The organism is Arthrobacter sp. OV608 (genome assembly GCA_900110595.1).
Taxonomy (GTDB): domain Bacteria; phylum Actinomycetota; class Actinomycetes; order Actinomycetales; family Micrococcaceae; genus Arthrobacter.
In genome coordinates this window covers 16,504-39,165 of the sequence record FOEZ01000027.1, presented here as the reverse complement: position 1 = coordinate 39,165, position 22,662 = coordinate 16,504, and the positions used below count along the sequence as shown (strand labels likewise).

The following is a 22,662-nucleotide window of genomic DNA, read 5'->3' as shown; positions in this document are numbered from 1 at the left end:
GTGGAACAATCCATCGGCCTGGTCACCGCCCTCAACCCCCACCTCGGCTACACCACCGCCACCGCCATCGCCCAGGAAGCACTCGCCACCGGCAAAGGCGTCGCCGAACTCGTCCTCGAACACGGACTCCTCACCCACACCCAACTCCAGGAACTCCTCAGCCCCGAACGCCTCGCCAACCTCACCAAATAACCACCGGCAGTTGAGCCAAACCCAAACCCGGTTTCGACAAGCTCAACCACCAGGCAGCACACCCTCCCCACCCCATCCCGAACAGGGGCACATTGACGTGCCCGCATTCCGGGCCGGGGCAAAGAAAAACGGCACTCGATGACGAGGACCGTTCCGCTACCGGGCCGCCAGCCCGGCCTGAACCAAAGGATTGAGCATGAAGAACAAATCAACCATGTGGATACTGGCAGCGCTCGTGGTCGGAATCGCCAGCGGACTGCTGTTCCACTGGCTGCTCCCAACCGGGCCGCGCGGATCCGTTGTGTCGGTCCTGGACACCGTGACGCACATGTTCCTCAACCTGATCAAGATGATCATTGCGCCGCTGATTTTCGCCACCCTGGTTTCGGGCATCGCAGGAGCCGCGAAATCCGCCGGTGTGGGAAAGCTCTTCGGCCGCTCCATGGTCTGGTTCCTTTCCGCCTCGGTCCTGGTGGGAGCCTTCGGCTTCATCACAGCCCATGTGCTCAACGTTGGACATGGCCTGAACCTGGTTCCCGGCGGTGACGCAGGCATGGAAACTAAGCCCCTTGACTACGCGGAATTCGTCACCCACATCATTCCCACCAGCGTTTTCGCTGCCCTGACGGCCAACAACCCCCTCCAGATCCTGGTGTTCGGCGCACTGTTCGGGATTGCCCTGCTGAACCTGCGCAAGCGGGGCCGGTCCTCGATCGCCGACGCGATCGACGAGCTGATGGGCGTGATGCTCAAGGTCACCGGGTACGTCATGAAGGCGGCTCCCGTAGGCGTCTTCGCCGGCATCGCGGCAGCTTTTACCGCCCAGGGACTCGATGCCTTTGCCACGTACGCCTCGTTCATCGGCGGGTTCTACCTGTCACTGTCCGCCCTCTGGGTGGTGATGATCGCCGTTGCCGTGGCCTTCCTCGGCAAGTCCGCCTTCCGCCTGGTCCGCCTCGTCCGCGAACCCATGGTGATCGCATTCGCCACCTCCAGCAGCGAAGCCGCCCTGCCCAAGCTCATCGACGGCCTCACCAGGTTCGGGATTGCCAAGCGCACCACGGGCTTTGTCCTGCCCCTCGGCTACTCGTTCAACGTTGACGGTTCCATGATGTACATGACGTTCGCGTCGGTCTTCCTTCTCAACGCGTACGGCATCGACATGGACCTTGGCCAGCAGATCGCGATGACCGCCATGCTCCTGCTCAGCAGCAAAGGCATGGCCGGTGTGCCGCGCGGCTCACTCGTGGTGGTTGCCGCCGTCGTGCCTGCCTTCGGTATCCCCGCAGCCGGCATCGGCGTCCTGCTGGTCATCGACCAGCTCCTGGACATGGGCCGCACCGCCACCAACATCCTGGGCAACGCCATCGCCACCGCCGTCATAGGCCGGAACCATGACCGCGCCCCCTCGGCCACGGACAGCAAGGCCACGGACAGCACGACGGCGGAGCCTCCCGCAGGCATCCATCCCACCGACGTGGCGGTCGGGACGCCAGCGCACGCTTCGGTACGGTGAGGGGAGCGCACAATGAGCACTAACCTCCAGACCCGCGCAAGTGCCCTCCACGCCCCCTACCGCCGCAGCCCTGTCAGGTCGATGATCGTCGATTACCTTGCACGCAACGGCGCCAGCAAGGTGGCGGACATCAGCAGTGGAATCTTTGCCTCGCGGGACGCCGTGAGGTACCACTTGGCTGCCCTGGAACGCGCCTCAATGGTCCGCTCCGATATCTCCCCCGGAACCCGGGAGGGCTGCACGCCCTTCTACGCTTTGGCGCCGGACGCAAGTTAACCTCGATGGCTGCCGGCATGGCCGGCAGCCATCCGGCGTCCCCACAAGGGCTGGTTTTACCGTCCGGTTCCCTCCGAAAAGGCCCTTTCGCACCCGCCGCGCAGAATTGATGCGATCTTGCGGGAAACCTTGCCGACCATTGACGTTGCAGGTCCACTCTGGAGCCATCGAACCAACAGAGGCAACGGACCAACCAGCTTGTGGGGAGCAGGAAGTCATGGGACACAAGGCAGTAATTGATGAAGTCACAGCCGTAGCGGGAGTGCTGACGGACAGTCATCCGCTCGACTTCCACACTTTGGGGCTTGCCGGCTGCATCGACCGGCTTACGGTGCCTCTGCGCCAGCACGGGACCGCGGTCCACTGGGACACCCCCCATTGGGGCATCGAGATTCCCGCGGACTGCGCGTCCCTTCTGTACCAGTCGGCACGCGAGGCTCTCAGCAACGCCTACAAGTACTCAGGAGCATCGCACCTTAATGTCCAGCTCGCCGCGGTGGACCACGGGATCCGCCTTGTGGTGTCCGACGACGGCACGGGCTTTGACAGCAAGCTCGCCACGTGCGGCCGTCACCACGGTTATGGCCTCCGGCTGATGTCCGTGGCCGTCCATGAGGCCGGCGGCACCGTGGACATCTCCTCCGCCCCCGGCCGGGGCACCAGCGTGACGGTTACCCTGCCGCTGGACTGAAGACCCGGATGCCCGCCATCGCTGGGACGGCGGGCATCCGTAAACCTGGGTGGCCCTGCTACCGGGAGAGTTTCGCCTCATCCGGTTCCAGGTCGCCAATGTGGCCGGGTGCGTTCGCGGCCAGGACGCGGGCAACAAACGCGCCGTACTCGTCCATGTAGTGGCGCAGGAACTTGGCGGTCCCTTCGTCCTTGACCTCGCCGCCCTCACCGAACACCTCGGCGTTGTAATGGATGTAGGCCTCCGGGGCGTTGAGCTGCGGCGCATCCAGGAAGCTGAGGACGCTGCGGAACGAGGACTGCATCACCGCGGTCCCGATGCTGCCCACCGAGGCGCCGATGATGCCGGTGGGCTTGCGGGCGAACGAGTTGCTCCCCCACGGCCGGGAGCCCCAGTCGATGGCATTTTTGAGGGCGCCGGGAATGGAACGGTTGTACTCCGGGGACACGAACAGGATTCCGTCAGACGCTTCAATGGCCTCTTTGAGGGCGCGGCCTTCGGGCGGAAAATCGGCGTCGTAGTCGTAGCTGTACAGGGGTAGGTCCTTGATGGGAATCTCTGTGAACTCCAGGTCCTCGGGAGCCAGTTTGATCAATGCCTGGGAGAGGACCCGGTTGATGGAGCCGGTAGCGAGGCTCCCCACGAAGTATCCGATCTTGAACGGTGCCATGAGTGTTCCTTCCAATGGCCGGTCAGCGCCGGCCGTCCATGTTCTGATTGGAAAAGGTGCCGCCCGCGGCCGGACGGCGCTTGGTGCCACTGCACCCCTAGTCCAGCACAGAAGGCCGCGCCCGGCCAGAGCCGCCGCGGGTCCTTGACAGGCCGCACCGGGGAGCGCTGAATGATCTGTACCGAAAACCCCCGGCGCGGTCAGGAGCAGTCATGAGCGAAAATCCCCTGCAGGATGAGCGGGTCCATACCGAGGCACCTGCCGAGGGCGATCCCGATGCCGATGCCACGGAAATCAGGGTGCACAGCCAGGATCCCGCCGAAGGACCGGACACCCCGGACGCCACTTCCCCCGGCGATCAATAGCCGGCGCCTCCCGGCCAGCCCTTTGCCCCAACTGGGTCGCATTTAACGCCGTGATTCCGCGTTTTCACAGCGTTAAGTGCGACCCAGTTGGGGTGGTTTACAGGGTGGTGGGCCGGGTCCGGGCGGAGGAGACTGGAACTGCTGATGACCTCAGTTCTTCATCGGATTCGGTTCAGTCAAAGGAGACATGGTGAGCACGAAAGTGGAGAAACGGATTGTGGTCGATGTACCGGCGGGCACCGCCTACAGCCAGTGGACGCGGTTCGAGGAGTTCCCGCATTTCATGGCGGGCGTGGACAGCGTGACCCGGGTGGGCAATGACCGCCTGAAGTGGGTGGCCCACATCGCGGGAGTACGCCGGGAATGGGACGCCAAAATCCTTGAGCAGATCCCCGCCCGCAGAGTGGCCTGGGCTGCCCTCGAAGGCGTTACCAACTCCGGCGCGGTCGATTTCAAGGATGCCGGCGGCAACAGGACAGAGCTGGCTCTGACCCTTGAATACAAGCCGGCGGGTGTGGTGGAACGGGTGGGCGACCTGCTCCACGTCGTCGGCCGCCAGGCGGAACACGACCTGAAGCAGTTCAAGGAATTTGTCGAGCGCCAGGACCGCTCCACGTCTGCCCGGGGCCCGGCGGATTCTTCAAGCGGGTGGCGCCAGGACTATCGGTTTGAGCACCCCTTCGATCAGACCAACGGCCTGGTCGATCTTGAAGGCGAATCGGGCGGAACGGCCGACGGCGAGAACTACAGTGCCGCCGAACGCCGGCAAAGGGAGGAGCACAGCCGGGGCCTTCCGCCAACTCCCGGCGGCTCCGATGTGATGGGCTTCTGACGTCTGCTTCCCGGAACCGGCTCTGGCAACCTCCGCCCTCAAAAGGTATGTTGGTAAGCATGCTGATGATTTTTTACGGAATCATCAGTTTCCGGTGACACAGCGAAGGAGACGTTATGAGCACGAAGGTGGAAAAACGCATTCTGGTGAACGTACCGGTGAGCACCGCTTACAACCAGTGGACCCAGTTCGAGGAATTCCCGCATTTCATGGGCGGCGTCAAGAGCGTGACGCAGCTCAGTGACGACCGCCTGCAGTGGGTAGCCGAGATCGGCGGCGTCCGCAGGCAATGGGAAGCCAAAATCCTGGAGCAGGTCCCGGACCGCAAAGTGGCATGGGCAGCCACCGAAGGCGCCACTAACGCCGGCTCCGTGGACTTCGAGGACGTCGGCGGCGGCCAGACCTCCATCCAGCTGACGCTCGAATACGAGCCCGAAGGAATCATTGAGAAGGTGGGCGACAAGCTCAACGTAGTGGACCGCCAGGCCGAGGCAGACCTGCAGCGGTTCAAGGAATTCATCGAGGACGAGGGCTATGCCAGCGGCGCGTGGCGCGGCAGTGTCAGCTCCGGAGCGCCCGTCGGCACGCCGGGTGTCGAGGATGCGGCAGGATCGCGCGGCGATTCGGGCAAGGCCGGCGTATCCGGCAAGGTAGCTGCAGGCGTGGGCCTGGCAGCGGCAGCAGGCGCGGCTGCAGCAATGGCCGCCGGCACCAACAAGGGCACTACGGAAGCTGCCGACGAAACGGTAACGCCAGTGACCCCCGGGGAGCCCGTCACCGTCACGCCACTGACCACCGACACCACCGCTACCGAGGCCCCAAGCACCGGCACCACGGGAACGGGCGCCCTGGGAACAGACACCCTGGGAACAGGCGCCACAACTACAGGCACAACGTCGGCGGCCGGCTCCACCGGTTCAGTGGCGGACCTGGGTGATGACAGGATCGGCCACGCCTTCGACCAGACCAACGGCCTGGTGGACACCACCGGTGAGTCGGACGAGACGCTTGAGGGTGAGAACCTGAGCGCCGGCGAACGGCGCGAGAGCGAGCGCCGGCCGGACGGCGGCCTGCCGCCCGTAGGCGGCAACCTCGGCCAGCACTGACCGCAACCTGACCGCGTGAAGGACGTCCCGGCGTCGGAGGTTCCCCGCCGGCCGGGATGTTCACGGGAACAACAAAGCGCCGCCTGCCCTTCCCCCGGGGCGGGCGGCGCTTTGCCGTTATTGCCGTGCCGTTGTTACTTGTCCGTGCCGGCGTAGAAGACCGACGGCGCTGCGGGGGTCTGCATGCCCTCGCCGATGAAGAAGCTCGGGTGCGGCGGCTGGTTGTACGCCACGGCCTCGCGGGCAACGCCCGTCCGGTACATCGGATCATGCATCAGGGTGCGGAGCCGGACCTCAGTGGGCGAGGTGCTGGTGTAGATCCGCAGCTCCGTGCTGTCCGACGACGGGAACGCCAGTTCCTCTCGCCAGTCACCCAGGAGGTCCGCCTGCAGGGACGGGTTGCCCTTGGTGTGGTTGTTGGTCCGTGCGCCCGTGGCGGTCAGGAGCCTGTCGCTGGTCTCGGTTTCCCAGTTCCACTTCGAAATGGTGGGAACACCAACACCGGCTGCGGCGTCGAAATCATGGTCAACGATTTCGCGGAGCAGGTCGCCGTCCCACCATGCCAGGAAGTTGGCTGCCGGGATCTTCTGCCCGATGAGCTCGCCCTTCGCGGAGCGCAGTTCTCCCACCGGGGAGTTCCAGGCAGCGTCCCCGCCTACAGCCCAGCCTTCAGCGCCGGCATAGCGCGGGTCGATGTCCCCGGCGGCGCCGCGGCCCGTGTCCCGGGTGGCGGGAATGCTCCAGAGGATTTCGCCGGTGGCAGCGTCGCGGAAGGTGGCGCCGCGGTTGCCGCTCTGGCTCATGCTCTCGTGCACCGCGAAGGTTTCCAGGCCAGGGCGGGACGGATCCAGGTCGCTGGTGTGGATGGCGTCGCCGTGGCCCAGCTTGGTGTTGTACAGCGGCTTGCCGTCGTCGTCGATGGCCATGGAGCCGAACACAAACTCGTCCTTGCCGTCCTGGTCCACGTCCGCAACGGAGATGTTGTGGTTGCCCTGGCCCTTGTACTGGGCGCCGGCGATGTCTGAGTCGAACGTCCAGCGCTTCACCAGTTTGCCGTTCACCAGGTCGTAGGTGACCAGGACGGCGCGGGTGTAGTAGCCGCGGCTGAACATCATGGACGGGTGCTCGCCGTCCAGGTAGGCGACGCCCGCCAGGAAGCGGTCCACGCGGTTGCCGTAGCCGTCACCCCAGGCAGAGACGCTGCCGCGTGGCGGATCGTAGGGCACGGTGTCCATGATGGTGCCGGCGGCGCCGTTGAACACGGTGAGGAATTCCGGGCCGGAGAGGACATAGCCGGCGCTGTTCCGGTAGTCCGCCGCAGCATCGCCGATCACGGTTCCGGCCCCGTCTGTGGTGCCGTCCGCCGTCTTCATGGACACCTCGGCTTTGCCGTCACCGTCGAAGTCGTAGGCAAGGATCTGGGTGTAGTGGGCGCCGGCGCGGATGTTGCGGCCCAGGTCGATGCGCCACAGCCTGGTGCCGTCCATCTTGTAGGCGTCAACGTACACGTTGCCCGTGTAGCCGGACTTCGAGTTGTCCTGGGCGTTGGTGGGGTTCCAAAGCTGGATGATTTCGTAGGTGCCGTCGCCGTCAAGGTCAGCGACGCTCGCGTCATTGGCCGTGTAGCTGTACGCCTGCCCCGTTGGGGTGACACCGTCGGCCGGCTTGTCCAGCTTGATGGCCAGGTAGTTCTGGGCCAGCGGCGTGAATTCGGCGCTGAGCTTGTCCTGCCCGTTGCCGTTGCCCACGGTTTTGATGACGTACTTCGACGTCGCGGTACCCGCCGGGTCAACGTAGGTGGTGGTGTCCCGGATGGGCTCGTCGGTGAGCTGGACGCCGTCGCGGATCACATGGAAGCCGACGCTGTCCTTGTCCAGGCCCAGCATGCGCCAGCCCAGGGTGACGCCCTGGTCCGTCAGCACGGCGACCGGTGCGCGGTCCAGGTTCTCCACCTGGCGCTTGAGCTCTGTGCCGGACTGGCCGGGAGCGGTGCCGGGGTTTGCCTGTGCCAGCGGGACGCCGGTAAAGGCGAGTGCGGCCGCAGTCAGTGATGCCGCGGCTGCAACCGGGACTGCTTTCCAGGCACGGCCGGTCCGGGATATGCGGGAACATTTCGAGGGAAAAACCAAAAGAACATCTCCTTTGATGCGTCGGCAGCTGAGTCTGCCGCACGACAGTTGGAACGTTTCACTCCTCGTCGCGGACGAACCTTTCTGGGCGGTTCGGGCGGTGGGAAGCAGGAGGGAAAGCGCTTTCTGCCCTTTAGGTTTATCAGCGGGCCGCAAGAGAGGTCAAGGCTTTTCCGTTACCTAATGGGCGAATTTGTGCCTTTCCCTCGTTACGAACAGCCTCTGGATGTCGGCGCAAAGGGGGAGCACGACGGCGGCCTGCCGCCGGGTGCAGAAGGCGGCAGGCCGCCGTCGTACGCTTTTCCAACGCTTTTTATTCCCCGAGGTCCGCTGAAATATCTGCGGAGGAGACGCTGTTGGCGCCGGTATGACAACAATCGGAATCATCGGTGCAGGACATATTGGAAGCGCAGTCGCCAGGAAGGCGGTGGAGCTGGGCTACGACGTAGTCATCAGCAACTCACGCGGGCCCGAGACGCTGGCGGGCCTCGTCGCGGAGCTTGGCCCCAAGGCGCGGGCAGCCACCGCTGCGGAAGCTGCAGCGGCAGGCGATTTCGCCGTGGTGACCGTACCGCTGAAGAACTACAAGGACATTCCGGTGGAGCCCCTGGCCGGCAAGATCGTGATCGACACCAACAACTACTACTGGGAGCGGGACGGCCGCATCCCGGAACTGGACAACGGGGAAGCCACCACCTCGGGGCTGCTCCAGGAGCACCTGCCGGAATCGAAGGTGGCCAAGGGCTTCAACCACATCATGGCGTCCCAGATCACCACTGATGGAACCCCTACGGGCACGGAGAACCGGCGGGCACTGGCAACGGCCAGCGACTACCCGGAAGCCGCCGAACTCGTGACAAGCCTGTACGACGAGTTCGGTTTCGACAGCGTGAACATCGGGCTCCTGGAGGACAGCTGGCGCGTGGAGCGGGACCGGCCCGCCTACGTGGTGCGGCAGAATGCCCAGGAGCTGAAGGACAACCTGGCCAAGGCCACGCGGACCATCTAGCTGCGGACCTTTCCCCCGCCCGGACCGTTTCCTCGCTCACAGGTCCGGACATAAAACTGGCTGGCAGCAGGCGTTGTGAACCCGCACTCTGGGGACGTCTGCTGCCAGCCAGGCGGGTTAACCTAGTCCCACGCCGGGACCAGGACCACGTCGTAGCGGGTTGCCTGCTTTCCGAATTTCGCGTTGACGGCTGCGAGGGTGTCCCCAAACTTGGCAACCGTCGTGGGGATGTTGAAGTGCTTGCTCTTGATCACATCTTCAACATGGAAGGAGGACAGGTTCCGGGATAGCTCCAGGCGGCTGATGCGGTTGGCCATGTTCTGGACTGCCCACACGGTGTGGCCCTTAACCAGGATGCCGTCCACAAACTGCAGGTCCGGTCCACTGATCCGGTGGCTCTTTCCCGTCTCGGGATCCACAGTGTAAAGCGCCTGATGCTGTGTGTGCGCGACTATGAGCGTATCCCCGTCCTCGGCGCTGGCGATGCCGTTGAATCCGAACTCGCCTTCCTTCAGGGGTTTGGCTGCTTTGCCGCTCACTTTCAGGGTCTTCACGTCGTCGGAGTCTCCCAGATCGCCATGCTCGCCCACAGGGACAAAATAAAGTTCCGGCGACGTGGAGTTGGTGAACCAGGCGCCGTCTTCCGTAAGGGTTACGTCGTTGATGAAGCCGGAGGCTAGATCGTATTGCTTTACCGTCTTGCGGGTTTCGGTGTTGTAGACATACGCCTTGCCGGTGGCGCCGCCGGCCACAAAGAGCAGGTCGTTGCTGACATCCGCTTTCATCCCGACGGCCATCCGGCCGTCCGGCACGTTAATGAAACGCTTGGCCTTGCTGTCATGGATGTCGCCGCGGTAGATATCGCCAGTGTTCAGGTCCCCGGCATAGAAAGTAGTTCCCTCCCCGGCCGCGATACCCTCGGCGGAGGTGGCGCCGTCGAGCACTATGACGTCGTCGCTGCTGGATGCGGAGGCCGCTGCCGGCAGGGCAAAGGGTAAGAACAGTGCCAGAAGGGCGGTGAATCCCACGGCTGTACGGCGTTGTACTGTTCGGCGCATGATGCTTCCTCGATGTGGATTAATGCGCGGGGCCAATCAGCGGCAGCTCCGCACGATGGTGCTGCCAGTTTAAGCACCGGCGTGAACCCCCGCCAGAAGCTGGTGCCCCCTTCATAAGGAAGGGGGCAAGGCACCCGGACCGGCATTCACCTCCGGGTTCTGCTTACAATCGAAACCTCAATCAACTACTGAGGGACCCATGAAGAAACTCGCCACAGCCTTGATCGCCGCCGGACTCGTTTTCTCCGCCACGGCCTGCACCGCCTCGAACCAGCTCACCACCGCGGAAACGTGCGAGCGGATCCAGAGCGTAGTGTCCAACCCGGCCAACAACGCCGGCAAGACGGGCATGAACCGCCTGGCCAACCAGATCCGCCCCATTCACGAGGTTGCTTCCGACGATCTCAAGCCCGCACTCGAGTCCATCCTTGCGTACACGGACGAGCAGGCCAAGGAAACCCCGGACGAAGCCAGGATTGCGGAGCTGCAGGCCGGCTACGAGGAAGCCGGCAGCACCTACCAGAAGTTCTGCAGCTAGCCTTTTCTGCTTTGCCTTCTGCTGAACGGACCCGGCCGCCTAGAGGGTGGCCGGGTCTGTGTTTGCGCCGCACAGAATGACTGCCACCCGCTCGCCCGGCACCGGCACGTAGGCGCCTGAGGTCAGGGCCGCGTAGGCCGCGGCGGCGCCGTGTTCCACCACCAGCCGGTAGTCGTTCCACAGCAGCGAGCGTGCGGTGACGATCTCGTCATCGGACACCAGGACGCTTTCGACGCCGGTGCGGACCGCGACAGAGAAGCCGATGTCGCCGATGCGGCGGGCCCCCAGCGAATCTGCGGCGACGCCCGACACTGCGACGTCAACGGGTTCGTTCGCGGCCAGGGCGGCATTTAGCGTGGGCGCACTCCGGGGCTCCACACCGACCACCCGGGCATGGCCTTCCACGGCTGCCGCGACTCCCGCCATCAGTCCGCCTCCGCCCACTGCCACCAGCACGGTGTCCACCCCGGCGATCTGCTCCAGCAGTTCCGCCCCCACCGTCCCGGCGCCGGCGGCGATCTCGGGCTGGTCATAGGCATGGCAGTACACAGCTCCGGTGCGCCGGGCATGTTCCACGGCGGCTTGGTATGCCTCGGCATATTCGGCGCCACCCTGGATCACGGTGGCGCCGATCGCCTCGAGTTTGCGAACCTTCACGGCCGGGGCAGCGGCCGGAACGAATACCGTGGCCGGCACTCCCAGCTGCACGGCCGCATAGGCATTGGCCAGCCCGGCATTGCCGCCGGAGGCAACCACCACACCAATGGCCGGATCCAGCTCGCCGCGCTCCTTGCTGGCCAGGATGCGGTTCAGCGCGCCGCGGGCTTTGAAGGTGCCGGTGTGCTGCATGAATTCACACTTGAACCAGACCTCACTGAACGCCTCCGTATCCGCCTGCAGCACGGGCGTTAATCGGGTGAGGCCGGCTGTCCGCCGGGCCGCGTCCTCAACATCTGCTCGCGTGATCACGTCAGAGTTCGTCGTCCCAGGTTCCCGGCTCTTCCAGGGCTTCCTCGGGTTTGTGCCCTGCCGGCGGCTCGCCGCTTCCGGTGTACGACGCCGGTACCGTTCCGGCCGCGTGGGCCTGTTGCTCCTCGCGGATGTTCCCGGCGCCGGGAAGCTCCGGATGCATGCCGCTCTGGGGCGCCTTCGCCGCCTGCTTGGCTTCGTCGGGGTCGCCCGGGCCGCGAAGATCGGCGGTGTTTTGGGGCTCCTCATTGGACGTGGTCATGGGTCCTGCCTTTCACCTGAATGACGCTTTTAACTTGGCCCGGACACCTGTCCGGGTTGGACTCCAGCCTACGGTGCCGCCAGTCACAATCGGATTTTTAGCCACAATCCGCCAGGACGCGGGTTTCGCATTATGGAATTACAATTTCCCCTTGCGGAAATGGTGTGACCGGGGTTACGTTTAGCCCAAGGCCCGGATCAGCGGGCGCAACCCCTATTTGGATAGGTAAAGGTCAATGAAGATCCCCAACCCTGAGGCGCTGAAGGCGAGTTCGGTGCCCGCGAAGAGGAAGCCGCTGTACAAGTCGCTCTTCTTCCAGATTCTGATCGCCGTCGTGGCAGGTGTCCTTATAGGGCATTTCTGGCCGGACCTCGGATCACAATTGAGGCCGCTCGGAGATGGCTTCATCAAACTGATCAAGATGATCATCGCGCCGCTGATCTTCCTGGTGATCGTCACCGGAATTTCAGCCGTGGGCGACGTCAAGGCGGTTGGAAGGGTAGGGGTCAAAGCCCTTCTCTATTTCACGGCAGCCACCCTGTTCGCCCTGGTCTTCGGCCTGATAGTGGCCAACATCGTCCAGCCCGGCGCCGGGCTCAACATCGATCCCGCCACACTGTCCCAGGCGGACCTGGATGCCAAGACCGGATCTGCCGCCCCCAAGGACGCCGCGTCCTTCATCCTGGACGTCATTCCGGCCAGCGTGATCGGAGCCTTCGCCAGCAACAGCCTGCTGCAGGTCCTCTTCTTCTCGGTGTTCTTCGGCGCAGCGATCGTGGTCATTGGACGCGAACGGTGCATGCCCGTGATCAGCCTGATGGAGACCGTCCTGGAACTGATCTTCAAGATCATGTCCTGGATTATGAAAGTGGCTCCCATCGGCGCCTTCGGGGCCATGGCCTTCATCATCGGCCAGTACGGCCTGGACACGCTCAGCACTTACGCCCTGCTGATCACCGCCTGCTACGCCGCGGCGATCGTGTTCATCGGCCTGCTGTTCGTGGTGGCCTGGGTTACCGCCCGCGTCCCGCTCTGGCAGTTCCTCAAGTACACACGGGAAGAATTCCTGCTGGCCCTGGGCACCGCCTCCACTGAAGCTGTGATGCCGCGCATCATGACCAAGCTGACCAATGCCGGCTGCTCACGGGCCACCACCGGCCTGGTGGTCCCCACCGGCTACTCCTTCAACCTGGACGGCGCAGCAATCTACCTGTCCATCTCGCTGCTGTTCCTCGCCCAGGCCTTCGGACACAACCTGGACCTTGGCCAGCAGCTTGCAGCGCTCGGTGTGCTGCTGCTGACCTCCAAGGGCATGGCCGGCGTCCCGGGGTCATCCTTCCTGGCACTCTCGGCCACCGCCGCCGCCCTGGGCATCTTCCCGGTAGCCGGCGTCGCACTCCTCCTCGGAGCCGACCGGCTCATGGATTCCATGCGCGTGGTAGTGAACCTGCTGGGCAACTGCGTGGCCACGTTCGTGGTCTCCAAATGGGAGGGCCAGTTCGACCGGAGCGTTATGCTGCGCGCCTTCAAGGGCGAGATCACCAACCACGATTCCGCCATCATGTTGGGCAAGGAGGAGGTCTTTGAGGGCCAGGAACTCCAGCGGCTCAGCGAGGGGCAGGACCCGTCACCGAAGTTCCGCGGCGGGCCGCACCCCGAGGACATCCCCCAGTTCCAGATGAGCAAGGCAGAGCGGGCCAAGGCCGGGATCCCCGCCGAATAGCCACAGCAAAACAGAAAGGCGGGCAGGACCACCAGGTCCTGCCCGCCCTCTGTCGTTTGAAAGCCCTGCCTACGGTGTCGGGGACGCCGTAGACGTGCTGCTGTCCTCAGTCTCGGTTGCCGTTGACGTCGCCGTCGGCGTCGGTGTCGCTGACCGGTCCGACGAGGATGGACTCGTGGAGCCGGAGGTGGGGCTGGAAGTTCCGCTGCCGCCGTCGGCCTTCTCCAGCACGTCATTGATCAGGCCCTCGAGCTCCTTCTGGTCCGGATCCCCGAGGTTGGCGCCGCTCTTGGTAGCCACCACCAGGAGTTTGCCTTCGGCTGCGGACACCTGCATCAGCTTCTGCTGGTTCTCTCCGCTGCGGGCACTGAGGGTGGCGAAGGTCTTTTCGGCATCCGTGTCCGCCTGGAGTTCTTCGCTGGTGACCTCATACTTCTGGCCCAGCGCCGATACCGAGAACTTCGCGCATTGGTCCATCTTGCCGCTGATCTTGTTGAGGACCTCGACGGCGTCCGGCCCCTCGCTGCCCGACTGTGCAGACAGGGTGCGCGGCTGGTCGCCCTCGGAAAGCGCAACGGCCACGTCCCCGTTTTCCACCTTGTCCAGGAGCCCGGCAGTGGCGATGTCCTTGCAGTCCGAGGGGTCAACGGTTGCCGTACTCAGGAGCAGGTTGGCGATATTGCCGCCCTGGTCCACCTGCTCCTTGGAGTAGAGCTTCAGCTCGTTGCCGTCCTCGTCCTTCATGCCTGAGATCAGGTCGCGCAGCTCATCCTCGGTGTAGGCCTTGGCTTCAGCCGTCGGGCTGGCAGACGCAGTGCTGGTCTGGGCCGAGGGGCTTGCCGCGCCCCCGCCGCCGCCTGTGCAGCCCGCCAGCGCAATCATTGCCGCCGCCATCACTCCAAGTGCCGGAACTTTTCGCATCTGGTTCAACCCCTTAGAAAATAGAAAGCATGCTTAGCGTTTCTAGCCTAAGGGTATTGCCGATCCAGGGGAAATAACTAAGCCTGGCTTTTTATTTCTGCCCGCACAGGGCGGCGTCAGGCCGGCTTGGCTCCGGGTTCCCGGGCGGGATGCCGCCACGCCCCGCTCACGGTCGCCTGATGGCCGAGGCTGCGGGAGATGGCGCGGGCTGCGGCCCGCACCAGGGGAACCAGCTCAAGGGCGGGCGCCGCCGTATCCGGAACAACGATGGACAGGGCGGCCAGCACCGCACCGTCGGCGGCGTAAATCGGCGCGGCAACCGAGACGGTTCGGGAGGGGTGCGTCCGGCGGATCACCGCGGCGCCGGACCGTTTGACCGCGGCAAGCACTGCGCGAAGGTCACCTGCCGGCGGCTCCCCTGGCCCCGCCTCGGGCAAAGCAGTCTGCGCCAGCAACTCCTCCAGCACATCCGGAGCCGAGTAAGCCAGTAGGACCTGCCCCACGGCGGTTGTCCGCAAGGGCATCCGGCCTCCCACCCGGTAGGCCACTTCGGTGGCATGCCGTGACGAGAGCCGGTCGATGAGGACCGCGTCGCTGCCGTCCCGGACGGAGAGCAGCACATGGTGGCGCGTCACCTCATACAGGTCTTCAAGGTAAGGAAGCGCAATCTGCCGGACACCGTGGCCCCGCGGCGAAAGCGAGGCTATTTCCCACAGACGCACCCCCACCACATAGCGGCCATCCTCCAGCCGTTCCAAGGCGCCCCATTCGGTCAGGTGCCGTACCAGCCGCAGGGTGGTTGCCGGGGCGAGGCCCGCCAGCCTGGCCAGCTCGGACAGGCTCAGTGCCCGGCGTCGTTCGGTGAACTGCTCCAGCAGGCTGAGCGCCCGCACCAGCACCGGCTGGCCGGGGCCTTCCTGGAGCCCCCTTGCCCCGCCTGCTCCCGCCACTTTTCCTCCAGACTTTGGTGTCATTCAAGCCTGGGCTGTGTGGCCCGCGCCACAAAGTGCATTTTCACTCAGTGAAAAGTACAGTCACCTGAGTGGGACCGGGGGCCAAGCTGATGGACGTCCCGCCGGCGGGTTTACCTGCCGCCCCCTGACCCGATTGGAATCAACGATGAACTCCAATGCCCCTCGAAAATCCCTTGCCGGAATTTTTGTGGTGTGCTGGCTTGGCCTGCTCGCCGACGGTTATGACCTTTATGTCTACGGCGCCACCCTGCCCGGCCTGATCGGCCAACCGCCCTTCAATGTCACGCCTGCGGGAGCGGGCGCCGTGGGTTCCCTGGCGCTGGTAGGAATGCTGCTCGGCTCACTGATCGTGGGCACGTTGACTGACCGGCTGGGCCGCCGCCGGATCTTTGTCAGCGCCCTGGCCTTGTTTTCGCTGGCCATGCTGGCCTGCTCGGTGGCACCGACGTGGGAGTTGTTTGCGGTGTTCCGCTTCATCGCCTGCTTCGGCGTGGGAGGCCTGCTTCCGACGGCGGTGGCCCTCACCAACGAGTTCGCGCCGCCGGGGAGGAAGTCGCTGGTCCTGGGGGCAGTCCTGACCGGACCTGCCACGGGGACGGTGGTTGCTTCGTTGACTTCGCTGGCCCTGTTGGAGTCGAGCGGGTTCCGCCCGGTTTACGCTGTTGGAGCCGGCGGCCTTTTGCTGGTGCCGTTCGCCTGGTTCCTGATGCCGGAGTCGCCGTCGTTCCTGCGGACCCAGCTCCGCAATGCCGAAGCGGACCGCGTTGAAGCCGCCTACGGACTACCGAAGACAGCAGAAGCCCCCGCCTCCGCCGTACGCGTATCGCCCACCCGTGCCCTGTTCGCCCACGGCACGGGCCGCACCACCATACTGCTGTGGGCCATCACGGTGCTTAGCCTGCTGACCATCTTCGGCGTCAGCACCTGGCTTCCCCAGATCATGCGGACGGCCGGGTTCGGCGTCGGCTCCTCCGTATCGTTCCTGCTGGCCTACTCGGTGGGCGCCGTGCTGGGCACGGTCCTGGCGTCGGTTGCCAGCCAGAAGTTCGGGCCCCGGCCCTTGGTGATTGTTGGCTTCATCAGCGCCGCGGCCGCCCTGCTGCTGATGTCCGCCAATCCGCCGGCCGCGCTGATGACTGTGCTTGCCGCCGTCGCCGGCTTTGGCGGCCTGGGAACACAGAACATGATCAACGACTACATCGCTCAGTTCTACCCGGCGGCCACCCGCGCCACCGGACTGGGCTGGGCACTGGCAGTGGGACGCATCGGAGCGATTGCCGGCCCCACGTACGGCGCCTTGCTCGTCAGCTTCGGCGGCGGAGTCCCGGTGGCTGCCATGGCATTTGCTGCACCCGCCGTGATGGGAGCTGCCCTGATGCTTGCCCTGCGCAACCGGTCAGCCAAGCCGTCCGAGCCCCAGGAAGCGGAACTGGTGGCCTGACCAGCCCTCTTCCCGCAGGTCCCCGTGTGGAATAATCCGAAGGAGTGGTCCTCACCGGACCGCTCCACGGATCGAAGGGGCCTTTCGTGCCAGCCACAGCACCATCAAGGAGCAGCGCTCCTGCGGCGAGCGCCCTCATCAACAACACCCAGGTCCCCAAGCATGAGCAGCTGCGCCTGATCATCCTCAAGCTGGCCAAGGAGGAACTGGAGCCCGGCGCCCGGCTTCCCAGCGAGCGCACCCTGATGGACTCGTACGGCGTCAGCCGGATCACGGTGCGGGCCGCCATTGGCCGGCTGGTCAACGAAGGGCACCTGGTGCGGGTTCCGGCCAAGGGTACGTTTGTGGCGGACTCCCCCGTGCAGTCCACTCTGCACCTTGCCTCCTTCACCCAGGAGATGGAGGCCATGGGGCACATTCCCAGCACGGTGGTGCTGGTGGCGGAGGCCGCCGCGGCCCCTGATGATACGGCCGAGGCACTGAGCCTTGCCCCGGGCTCGGAGGCTATCCACCTCAAGCGCCTCCGGCTGGCGGACGGCCGCCCGGTCAGCGTGGACGACGCCTGGTACAACCCCGAGCACGCCCCGGGACTTCTGGAAATCGACCTGACAGGGTCTGTTTACAAGGCCCTCGCCGCGCAGTTCGGGCACCAGATCGACAGGGCCCGGCAGAGCGTTAAGTCCGAGGGCGCCCCGGCAGACGTCGGGGCGCTCCTCGGCACCGGGACAGGCGCGCCGGTCCTGGCGTTTGACCGCGTTTCCTATTCAGGCCACCTGGCCATTGAACATTCACGTTCCTGGTACCGCTCCGACCGCTACTCCCTGAACATGGAAGTCCGGCTCTAACGGTTCGCCCCTAATCCAGCGAGAACAGCTCCTCGCCGGCGGCCACAGTGCCGGCGGCAACCAGGGTTGCCGTGTCCGGCATGGCATCGAGGACGACGACGGGACTCACCATCGAGTAGCCGGCCGCGAGCGCGGCGGCGGGATCCACGCGCATGACCGGTGCGCCGGCGTCGACAGTGTCGCCTTGGGCAATGAGCAGCTTGAAGCCCTCGCCCTTGAGCTTGACCGTGTCGATGCCCACATGGGTGAGGACGCCGCGCCCTGAGGACTCCACCACAACAAAGGCGTGTGGCAGGAGCTTGATGACTTTTCCGGCAACGGGGGACACGACGTCGAACATCTCTCCTGCCGGCGGCTCGACGGCGGCGCCCGAACCCACCATCTGGCCCGCGAACACAGGATCCGGGACCTCGGCGAGGGGAACCACGTTGCCGGCGAGGGGCGCGAGGACCACGAGCGACTGCGCCACTAGAGCAGGTCCTCGATGTCTTCGGCGAGGGTGTCGGCCTCGGGGCCGACGATGACCTGGACGGCCGTGCCCGAGGCCAGCACGCCGTGGGCTCCGGCGGCTTTCAGGGAGGCCTCATTGACGAGGGAACCATCCTTAACCTCGGTGCGAAGGCGGGTAATGCACGCTTCGATCTCCACGATGTTGCCGGCTCCGCCCAGGCCTTCGATGATCTTTTCTGCTTTGGACATGGCTGCCCTTTCTGACGGTGCCCGCATAGAGCACTGCTTCCTCACCGGGGCCGGCGGCCCAAGTGCGACCAATTATGGCTTCCACTGCCGGCCGTTTGAAGGGCCGGACAGGATTTCCCATTGCCTTGACAGGCGCTCGTGGGATGGATCACACTGAACTGGTCATAACCAGACAGTACCGGCTGGAACCCCTCCTTTACAAGCCCCACCCGAACCCGCAGAGGTGCAACCATGTCAACATCCGAGACCGCCGCCTTGGCTCCCGAGAAGAAGCCAAACAAGGCGTTTGCCACCCTGCAGCGTCTGGGCCGCACCCTGATGCTGCCCATCGCTGTTCTTCCCGCCGCAGGCATCCTCCTGCGCATCGGCCAGGCCGACCTGCTCGGCGCCATTCCCGGCTTTGAAGGCGGCGCCGCCGTCATCTCCGCCGCCGGCAGCGCCGTCTTCACCTGGCTGCCGCTGATCTTTGCCGTGGGCATTGCCATTGGCTGGGCGAAGAAGGCCGATGGTTCCACTGCCTTGGCCGCGGTAGTTGGCTACATGGTGATCGACGGCGTCTTCAAGGCCATGTCCCCGCTGGTCCTGGCCGGCCAGGTTGACCCGGCCGGCAAGCCCGCCATGATCAACTACGGCGTCCTCGCCGGCATTGTGGTGGGCCTGCTCTCCGCATCGCTGTGGCAGCGGTTCTACCGCACCAAACTGCCCGACTTCCTCGGATTCTTCAGCGGACGCCGCCTGGTGCCCATCCTGACCTCCGTCTCCAGCCTGGTGGCCGGCGTCGTCCTTGCCCTCGCTTACCCGCTTTTCAACGCAGGCCTTTCCGCAGTGGGCCAGGCCGTGGCAAGCAACGCGGTTGTAGGCGGCGGCATCTACGGCTTCGCCAACCGCATGCTGATCCCCGCCGGACTGCACCACATCCTGAACTCCGGCGTCTGGTTCCTCATAGGCGACTACACGGACGCCTCGGGCCACCTGGTCCGCGGTGACCTCAACCGCTTCTTCGCCGGCGACCCCAGCGCGGGCATTTTTATGACCGGTTTCTTCCCCATCATGATGTTCGGCCTGCCGGCAGCAGCACTTGCCATCTGGCGCCACGCCAAGCCCTCGCAGAAGAAGATCGTGGGCGGCATCATGCTTTCCACCGCGCTGACAGCTTTCTTCACCGGCATCACCGAACCGCTTGAGTACGCCTTTATGTTCGTAGCCTTCCCGCTCTACATCGTCCACGCCGTACTGACCGGAACGTCCATGGCCCTGGTGAACGCGCTGGGCATCCATCACGGGTTCACGTTCTCTGCAGGCCTGATCGACTTTGTCCTCAACTTCGGCAAATCGCAGAACGGCTGGCTGCTGATCCCCATCGGCTTGGGCTACGCGGCGATCTACTACTTCCTCTTCTCCTTCGTGATCAAGCGCTGGAACCTGCGCACCCCCGGCCGCGAGGATGACGAGGTCACTGTGGAGACCGAAGCCGCGAAGTAAGAACCGATCATCACTGCCCTTTAGCGACCCGAAACCGAAAGCACCCCTTATGGAAATCGTCATTCTCCCCGCCCCTGCAGACGTGGCCCGCACGGCCGCGGACGCCATCGAGCAGCAGGTCCGCAGCGGCCCGTCGGTACTTGGCCTGGCCACCGGTTCAACTCCCCTGGGCACCTATCAGGAACTGATCAGGCGGCATCGGAATGGCGGTTTGAGCTTCGCCGGAGCGGAGGCCTTCCTCCTCGATGAGTACGTGGGCCTGCCCAGCACGCATCCGCAGTCCTACCACTCGGTAATCCGCGAAGAGTTCGTGGACAGCGTGGACTTCGCCGCGGGGGCAGTGCACGGGCTGGACGGCGTGGCGGAGGACCTCGAAGCTGAGGTTGCCCGGTACGAGGCCGCCATTGCGGCTGCGGGCGGGGTAGACATCCAGATCCTGGGAATCGGGACCGACGGCCACGTGGGCTTCAACGAGCCGATGTCCTCGCTGGCTTCCAGGACCAGGATCAAGACCCTGACCCAGCAGACCCGGCAGGACAACGCCCGCTTCTTTGCAGATCCTGCGGATGTTCCTGACCATGTGCTGACCCAGGGCCTGGGCACCATTCGAGAGGCGCGGCACCTCCTGCTGCTGGCCATGGGCGAGGCCAAGGCGGAGGCCATCGCGGCGGCGGTTGAGGGTCCTGTTGCCGCCATCTGCCCCGCCTCGGCGCTGCAGCTGCATCCGCACGTCACGGTCCTGGTGGATGAGGCTGCGGCGTCAAAGCTGGCGCACCGGGAGTACTACCAGGACACGTTTGGGCGGAAGCCTGCATGGCAGGGGCTGTGAGCGTGTCGACGCTTATAGGGGCACCCCAGCTTGAACTGGCCGTGGAGGATGCCGAGGGGGTCCGCCTCGCGGCCTCGGTAGGGGCTGCCAGGGTGGAGCTCTGCGCGGCCCTCGCCGAGACAGACGGCATCACGCCGAGCATCGGCACCATAGAGCGGGCGTGCCGGGTTGGACTGCCTGTCCACGTCCTGGTCCGCCCGCGTCCCGGCAACTTCACCTACACGGATGAGGAGCTTGAGGTGCTGGAGCGCGACGTCGAGGCGGCATTGGACGCCGGCGCCGCGGGCGTCGTCGTCGGAGTCCTGGCGGCCGACGGCGGCCCGGACGTTCCGGCGCTTCGGCATCTTTCTGGGGTGGCCCGCCGTCGTCATCCTGCTGCGGAGGTGACCTTCCACCGGGCATTCGACGCCGCCCTCGCCAAGGGCACGGATCCTGCTGAGGCATTGGCCAGGCTGGAACGCGCCGGCGTTGATCGCGTACTCACCAGCGGAGGAAGCCCCGACTGCGCCGCCGGGCTGCCAATGCTTGAGCGGCTGGTGGAGCTGGGACGGAACCATGCGCCGTCGGTACAGATCATGGCCGGTGGCGGAGTGCGGCTGGAACTGATGCCCCAACTGGTTCACAGCGGTGTCCATGCGGTCCACACGTCCGCGCGCGGCCTGGACCCTTCCACCGGGTTCCGGGCCCGCGTGGCGGACCCCCTGCTCGCTGCCGGCATGGCGGCGGCTCTGCGAAAGGCAGCATGATGGGCAAGGAATTGCTACTCCAGGGCCGCATCGTGGCCGCGAGCATGAACATCGACGACGGTCTGGTCGCCGTGGCGGAAGGCCTGATTACCTATGCCGGGCCGGCGTCAGAATTTCCTGGCGATCCCGGTGCTGCCGCAGTTCCGGGGAGCATTTTGTTGCCGGGTTTGGTGGACCTCCACTGCCACGGCGCCCACGGCTCGGACTTCGCGGAGGGCTCGGAGGAGGGCGCCAGGGCTGCGGCCACATACCTGCACAGCCGCGGCACCACCACGCTGCTGGCCAGCCTGGTGACCGGAGCGCCGGCAGACCTGGTCCGGAATTTGAAGGTGCTGCGGTCACTGGCTGAGGAGGGCCTGATTGCCGGATCGCACCTGGAGGGCCCCTTCCTCTCCGGTGACCAGTGCGGTGCACACGACCCCGCCTTGTTATTGGAACCGGACCTCGATCTCGTAGGCGAACTCCTCGAAGCGGCAGGACCCACTTTGGCTTCCCTGACCCTCGCCGGCGAACTGCCAGGAGCATCCGGACTGGCGGATCTGCTCACCGCGCGGGGTGTCATCCCTTCCTTGGGGCACACCGCAGCGGATCATGCCGGCGCTGCTTCCTTCTTGGAGCGTGCGGCCGCGGGGTTAGCATCAGATCCTTCGGTTGGCGGACTCGGTTCCGGCCGACGGCGCCCGACTGTCACGCACCTCTTTAATGCCATGCCCAGCATGCACCATCGGGCCCCGGGACCCGTTTCGGCCTGCCTGAGCGCAGCGCGCGCCGGGAAGGCGGTGGTGGAACTGATCGCCGACGGCGTCCACCTCGCCCCGGAGACGGTCAAGACAGTGTTCGAGCTGGTGGGCGCGAAGAACATTGCACTCGTCACGGATTCCATGGCTGCGACGGGACTGGCGGATGGCCAGTACAAGCTTGGCACGCTCGCCGTAACAGTTGACGGGGGTGTGGCCCGCGTGGACAGCACGGGTGCGATCGCCGGAGGAACGGCGACGCTGCTGGACGTTGTCCGGTCCGCGGTGGCCGCCGGAGTCCCGCTGCAAAACGCCGTCAGGTCGGCCACGTCGGTCCCGGCGGGGGTTCTGGGACTCTCGGGGAAGGCGGGCGACCTGCGCGCGGGGATGCCGGCTGACGTTCTGGTTGTTGATGCTGAACTGAATCTCGCAGGTGTGCTGCGCCGAGGCGAGTGGGTGAATCCGCTTTAACGTCCGGCCTGCCTGTTTCCGCTGAAAATGTCAGTGGCTACATAGATGCTGTTCGTATGGGAATCGGCGGGGGCATGGCAGGCGAGGCGGCACCTGCGGCTGCACTGTCTCCTGTAGCTCCGGCTGATCCTGTCCGCCTGCCGCACCCGGACCTAAGTCCGCCAGAATTGTCGGTGCCTCG

The 22,662-nt window shown here is 65.2% G+C and carries 24 protein-coding genes and 1 pseudogene; 16 read left to right on the top strand and 9 right to left on the bottom strand.

Annotation, left to right across the window (positions count from 1 at the left end):
• The 4 genes and pseudogenes from aspA to BMX78_RS21110 all read left to right on the top strand — a co-directional run.
• Nucleotides 1-192: pseudogene (gene aspA, locus BMX78_RS21125) on the top strand (aspartate ammonia-lyase); the annotation flags it as partial.
• A 196-nt stretch (nt 193-388) separates the two neighbouring features.
• The gene (locus tag BMX78_RS21120; RefSeq protein ID WP_286139208.1) at nt 389-1,708 is read left to right on the top strand and encodes a dicarboxylate/amino acid:cation symporter; all 1,320 of its coding nucleotides are present in this window, start codon (nt 389-391) and stop codon (nt 1,706-1,708) included.
• A gap of 12 nt (nt 1,709-1,720) precedes the next feature.
• Nucleotides 1,721-1,984 (top strand): winged helix-turn-helix domain-containing protein, encoded by a 264-nt coding sequence (locus BMX78_RS21115; RefSeq protein WP_091424108.1) that lies wholly within the window; start codon nt 1,721-1,723, stop codon nt 1,982-1,984.
• A 217-nt stretch (nt 1,985-2,201) separates the two neighbouring features.
• Nucleotides 2,202-2,675, top strand: a complete 474-nt coding sequence (locus tag BMX78_RS21110; protein ID WP_091424105.1) for a sensor histidine kinase — start codon at nt 2,202-2,204, stop codon at nt 2,673-2,675.
• 58 nt (nt 2,676-2,733) lie between these two features.
• Here BMX78_RS21110 and BMX78_RS21105 read toward each other — a convergent pair whose 3' ends face one another.
• Nucleotides 2,734-3,345, bottom strand: a complete 612-nt coding sequence (locus tag BMX78_RS21105; protein ID WP_091424103.1) for an NADPH-dependent FMN reductase — start codon at nt 3,343-3,345, stop codon at nt 2,734-2,736.
• A gap of 212 nt (nt 3,346-3,557) precedes the next feature.
• On the opposite strand from BMX78_RS21105, the gene BMX78_RS23205 reads away from it, so the two are divergent.
• From BMX78_RS23205 to BMX78_RS21095, 3 genes are all read left to right on the top strand, one after another.
• Nucleotides 3,558-3,710, top strand: a complete 153-nt coding sequence (locus BMX78_RS23205) for a hypothetical protein (RefSeq protein WP_170850903.1) — start codon at nt 3,558-3,560, stop codon at nt 3,708-3,710.
• Nucleotides 3,711-3,900: 190 nt separating this feature from the next.
• On the top strand, nt 3,901-4,542 hold the full coding sequence (locus BMX78_RS21100; protein WP_091424115.1) for an SRPBCC family protein: 642 nt from the start codon (nt 3,901-3,903) through the stop codon (nt 4,540-4,542).
• 116 nt (nt 4,543-4,658) lie between these two features.
• On the top strand, nt 4,659-5,648 hold the full coding sequence (locus BMX78_RS21095) for an SRPBCC family protein (RefSeq protein ID WP_091424100.1): 990 nt from the start codon (nt 4,659-4,661) through the stop codon (nt 5,646-5,648).
• 134 nt (nt 5,649-5,782) lie between these two features.
• Here the strand turns inward: BMX78_RS21095 and BMX78_RS21090 are convergent, their stop codons facing one another.
• A complete protein-coding gene (locus BMX78_RS21090; protein ID WP_091424097.1) occupies nt 5,783-7,777 on the bottom strand; it encodes a rhamnogalacturonan lyase in 1,995 nt (664 codons plus the stop codon).
• Nucleotides 7,778-8,144: 367 nt separating this feature from the next.
• Between BMX78_RS21090 and BMX78_RS21085 the strand changes: the two genes are divergently transcribed.
• Nucleotides 8,145-8,786 (top strand): NADPH-dependent F420 reductase, encoded by a 642-nt coding sequence (locus tag BMX78_RS21085; protein WP_091424095.1) that lies wholly within the window; start codon nt 8,145-8,147, stop codon nt 8,784-8,786.
• 122 nt (nt 8,787-8,908) lie between these two features.
• Here BMX78_RS21085 and BMX78_RS21080 read toward each other — a convergent pair whose 3' ends face one another.
• Entirely contained in the window at nt 8,909-9,844 is a 936-nt protein-coding gene (locus BMX78_RS21080; RefSeq protein WP_091424092.1) for an SMP-30/gluconolactonase/LRE family protein, read from the bottom strand.
• Nucleotides 9,845-10,043: 199 nt separating this feature from the next.
• Between BMX78_RS21080 and BMX78_RS21075 the strand changes: the two genes are divergently transcribed.
• On the top strand, nt 10,044-10,382 hold the full coding sequence (locus BMX78_RS21075; protein WP_091424090.1) for a hypothetical protein: 339 nt from the start codon (nt 10,044-10,046) through the stop codon (nt 10,380-10,382).
• A gap of 39 nt (nt 10,383-10,421) precedes the next feature.
• Here the strand turns inward: BMX78_RS21075 and BMX78_RS21070 are convergent, their stop codons facing one another.
• Both BMX78_RS21070 and BMX78_RS21065 read right to left on the bottom strand, forming a co-directional pair.
• The gene (locus tag BMX78_RS21070) at nt 10,422-11,351 is read right to left on the bottom strand and encodes a threonine/serine dehydratase (RefSeq protein ID WP_091424088.1); all 930 of its coding nucleotides are present in this window, start codon (nt 11,349-11,351) and stop codon (nt 10,422-10,424) included.
• Nucleotide 11,352: 1 nt separating this feature from the next.
• Nucleotides 11,353-11,613: a hypothetical protein gene (locus tag BMX78_RS21065; protein ID WP_091424085.1), complete on the bottom strand. Its 261-nt coding sequence runs from the start codon at nt 11,611-11,613 to the stop codon at nt 11,353-11,355.
• Between the two features lie 235 nt (nt 11,614-11,848).
• Between BMX78_RS21065 and dctA the strand changes: the two genes are divergently transcribed.
• Entirely contained in the window at nt 11,849-13,336 is a 1,488-nt protein-coding gene (dctA, locus tag BMX78_RS21060) for a C4-dicarboxylate transporter DctA (protein ID WP_091424082.1), read from the top strand.
• Between the two features lie 69 nt (nt 13,337-13,405).
• On the opposite strand, the gene BMX78_RS21055 is transcribed toward dctA, so the two are convergent.
• Both BMX78_RS21055 and BMX78_RS21050 read right to left on the bottom strand, forming a co-directional pair.
• Nucleotides 13,406-14,257: a hypothetical protein gene (locus BMX78_RS21055; protein ID WP_286139207.1), complete on the bottom strand. Its 852-nt coding sequence runs from the start codon at nt 14,255-14,257 to the stop codon at nt 13,406-13,408.
• 116 nt (nt 14,258-14,373) lie between these two features.
• A complete protein-coding gene (locus BMX78_RS21050) occupies nt 14,374-15,207 on the bottom strand; it encodes an IclR family transcriptional regulator (protein ID WP_286139206.1) in 834 nt (277 codons plus the stop codon).
• A gap of 169 nt (nt 15,208-15,376) precedes the next feature.
• Here BMX78_RS21050 and BMX78_RS21045 point away from each other — a divergent pair, with 169 nt between their 5' ends.
• Nucleotides 15,377-16,672, top strand: coding sequence for an MFS transporter (locus BMX78_RS21045; protein ID WP_091424077.1), 1,296 nt, complete (start codon nt 15,377-15,379; stop codon nt 16,670-16,672).
• An 86-nt stretch (nt 16,673-16,758) separates the two neighbouring features.
• A complete protein-coding gene (locus BMX78_RS21040) occupies nt 16,759-17,517 on the top strand; it encodes a GntR family transcriptional regulator (RefSeq protein WP_091424111.1) in 759 nt (252 codons plus the stop codon).
• Nucleotides 17,518-17,527: 10 nt separating this feature from the next.
• Here BMX78_RS21040 and BMX78_RS21035 read toward each other — a convergent pair whose 3' ends face one another.
• The gene (locus tag BMX78_RS21035; protein WP_091424074.1) at nt 17,528-17,986 is read right to left on the bottom strand and encodes a PTS sugar transporter subunit IIA; all 459 of its coding nucleotides are present in this window, start codon (nt 17,984-17,986) and stop codon (nt 17,528-17,530) included.
• A complete protein-coding gene (locus tag BMX78_RS21030) occupies nt 17,986-18,216 on the bottom strand; it encodes a PTS sugar transporter subunit IIB (protein WP_050053469.1) in 231 nt (76 codons plus the stop codon). Before BMX78_RS21030 ends, BMX78_RS21035 begins: the two co-directional genes overlap by 1 nt.
• 231 nt (nt 18,217-18,447) lie before the next feature.
• Between BMX78_RS21030 and BMX78_RS21025 the strand changes: the two genes are divergently transcribed.
• From BMX78_RS21025 to BMX78_RS21010, 4 genes are read left to right on the top strand one after another with little or no spacing between them, the layout of a single operon-like run.
• Complete coding sequence (locus BMX78_RS21025; RefSeq protein ID WP_091424071.1) at nt 18,448-19,698, top strand: PTS transporter subunit EIIC; 1,251 nt, start codon at nt 18,448-18,450, stop codon at nt 19,696-19,698.
• Between the two features lie 49 nt (nt 19,699-19,747).
• Nucleotides 19,748-20,527, top strand: coding sequence for a glucosamine-6-phosphate deaminase (gene nagB / locus BMX78_RS21020; protein WP_091424068.1), 780 nt, complete (start codon nt 19,748-19,750; stop codon nt 20,525-20,527).
• Between the two features lie 2 nt (nt 20,528-20,529).
• Nucleotides 20,530-21,273: a copper homeostasis protein CutC gene (locus BMX78_RS21015; protein ID WP_353615457.1), complete on the top strand. Its 744-nt coding sequence runs from the start codon at nt 20,530-20,532 to the stop codon at nt 21,271-21,273.
• The gene (locus tag BMX78_RS21010) at nt 21,273-22,481 is read left to right on the top strand and encodes an N-acetylglucosamine-6-phosphate deacetylase (RefSeq protein ID WP_091424063.1); all 1,209 of its coding nucleotides are present in this window, start codon (nt 21,273-21,275) and stop codon (nt 22,479-22,481) included. Before BMX78_RS21015 ends, BMX78_RS21010 begins: the two co-directional genes overlap by 1 nt.
• The last annotated feature ends 181 nt before the right edge of the window (nt 22,482-22,662 follow it).

Excerpts from the sequence above, each read along its gene's own strand:
- BMX78_RS21025 (WP_091424071.1), top strand. The coding sequence starts at position 18,448 with ATGTCAACATCCGAGACCGCCGCCTTGGCTCCCGAGAAGAAGCCAAAC.
- BMX78_RS21075 (WP_091424090.1), top strand. The coding sequence starts at position 10,044 with ATGAAGAAACTCGCCACAGCCTTGATCGCCGCCGGACTCGTTTTCTCC.
- BMX78_RS23205 (WP_170850903.1), top strand. The coding sequence starts at position 3,558 with ATGAGCGAAAATCCCCTGCAGGATGAGCGGGTCCATACCGAGGCACCT.
- BMX78_RS21115 (WP_091424108.1), top strand. The coding sequence starts at position 1,721 with ATGAGCACTAACCTCCAGACCCGCGCAAGTGCCCTCCACGCCCCCTAC.
- BMX78_RS21045 (WP_091424077.1), top strand. The coding sequence starts at position 15,377 with ATGAACTCCAATGCCCCTCGAAAATCCCTTGCCGGAATTTTTGTGGTG.
- BMX78_RS21085 (WP_091424095.1), top strand. The coding sequence starts at position 8,145 with ATGACAACAATCGGAATCATCGGTGCAGGACATATTGGAAGCGCAGTC.
- BMX78_RS21030 (WP_050053469.1), bottom strand. The coding sequence starts at position 18,216 with ATGTCCAAAGCAGAAAAGATCATCGAAGGCCTGGGCGGAGCCGGCAAC.
- BMX78_RS21065 (WP_091424085.1), bottom strand. The coding sequence starts at position 11,613 with ATGACCACGTCCAATGAGGAGCCCCAAAACACCGCCGATCTTCGCGGC.
- BMX78_RS21095 (WP_091424100.1), top strand. The coding sequence starts at position 4,659 with ATGAGCACGAAGGTGGAAAAACGCATTCTGGTGAACGTACCGGTGAGC.
- BMX78_RS21080 (WP_091424092.1), bottom strand. The coding sequence starts at position 9,844 with ATGCGCCGAACAGTACAACGCCGTACAGCCGTGGGATTCACCGCCCTT.
- dctA (WP_091424082.1), top strand. The coding sequence starts at position 11,849 with ATGAAGATCCCCAACCCTGAGGCGCTGAAGGCGAGTTCGGTGCCCGCG.
- nagB (WP_091424068.1), top strand. The coding sequence starts at position 19,748 with ATGGAAATCGTCATTCTCCCCGCCCCTGCAGACGTGGCCCGCACGGCC.
- BMX78_RS21010 (WP_091424063.1), top strand. The coding sequence starts at position 21,273 with ATGGGCAAGGAATTGCTACTCCAGGGCCGCATCGTGGCCGCGAGCATG.
- BMX78_RS21110 (WP_091424105.1), top strand. The coding sequence starts at position 2,202 with ATGGGACACAAGGCAGTAATTGATGAAGTCACAGCCGTAGCGGGAGTG.
- BMX78_RS21055 (WP_286139207.1), bottom strand. The coding sequence starts at position 14,257 with ATGCGAAAAGTTCCGGCACTTGGAGTGATGGCGGCGGCAATGATTGCG.
- BMX78_RS21105 (WP_091424103.1), bottom strand. The coding sequence starts at position 3,345 with ATGGCACCGTTCAAGATCGGATACTTCGTGGGGAGCCTCGCTACCGGC.
- BMX78_RS21120 (WP_286139208.1), top strand. The coding sequence starts at position 389 with ATGAAGAACAAATCAACCATGTGGATACTGGCAGCGCTCGTGGTCGGA.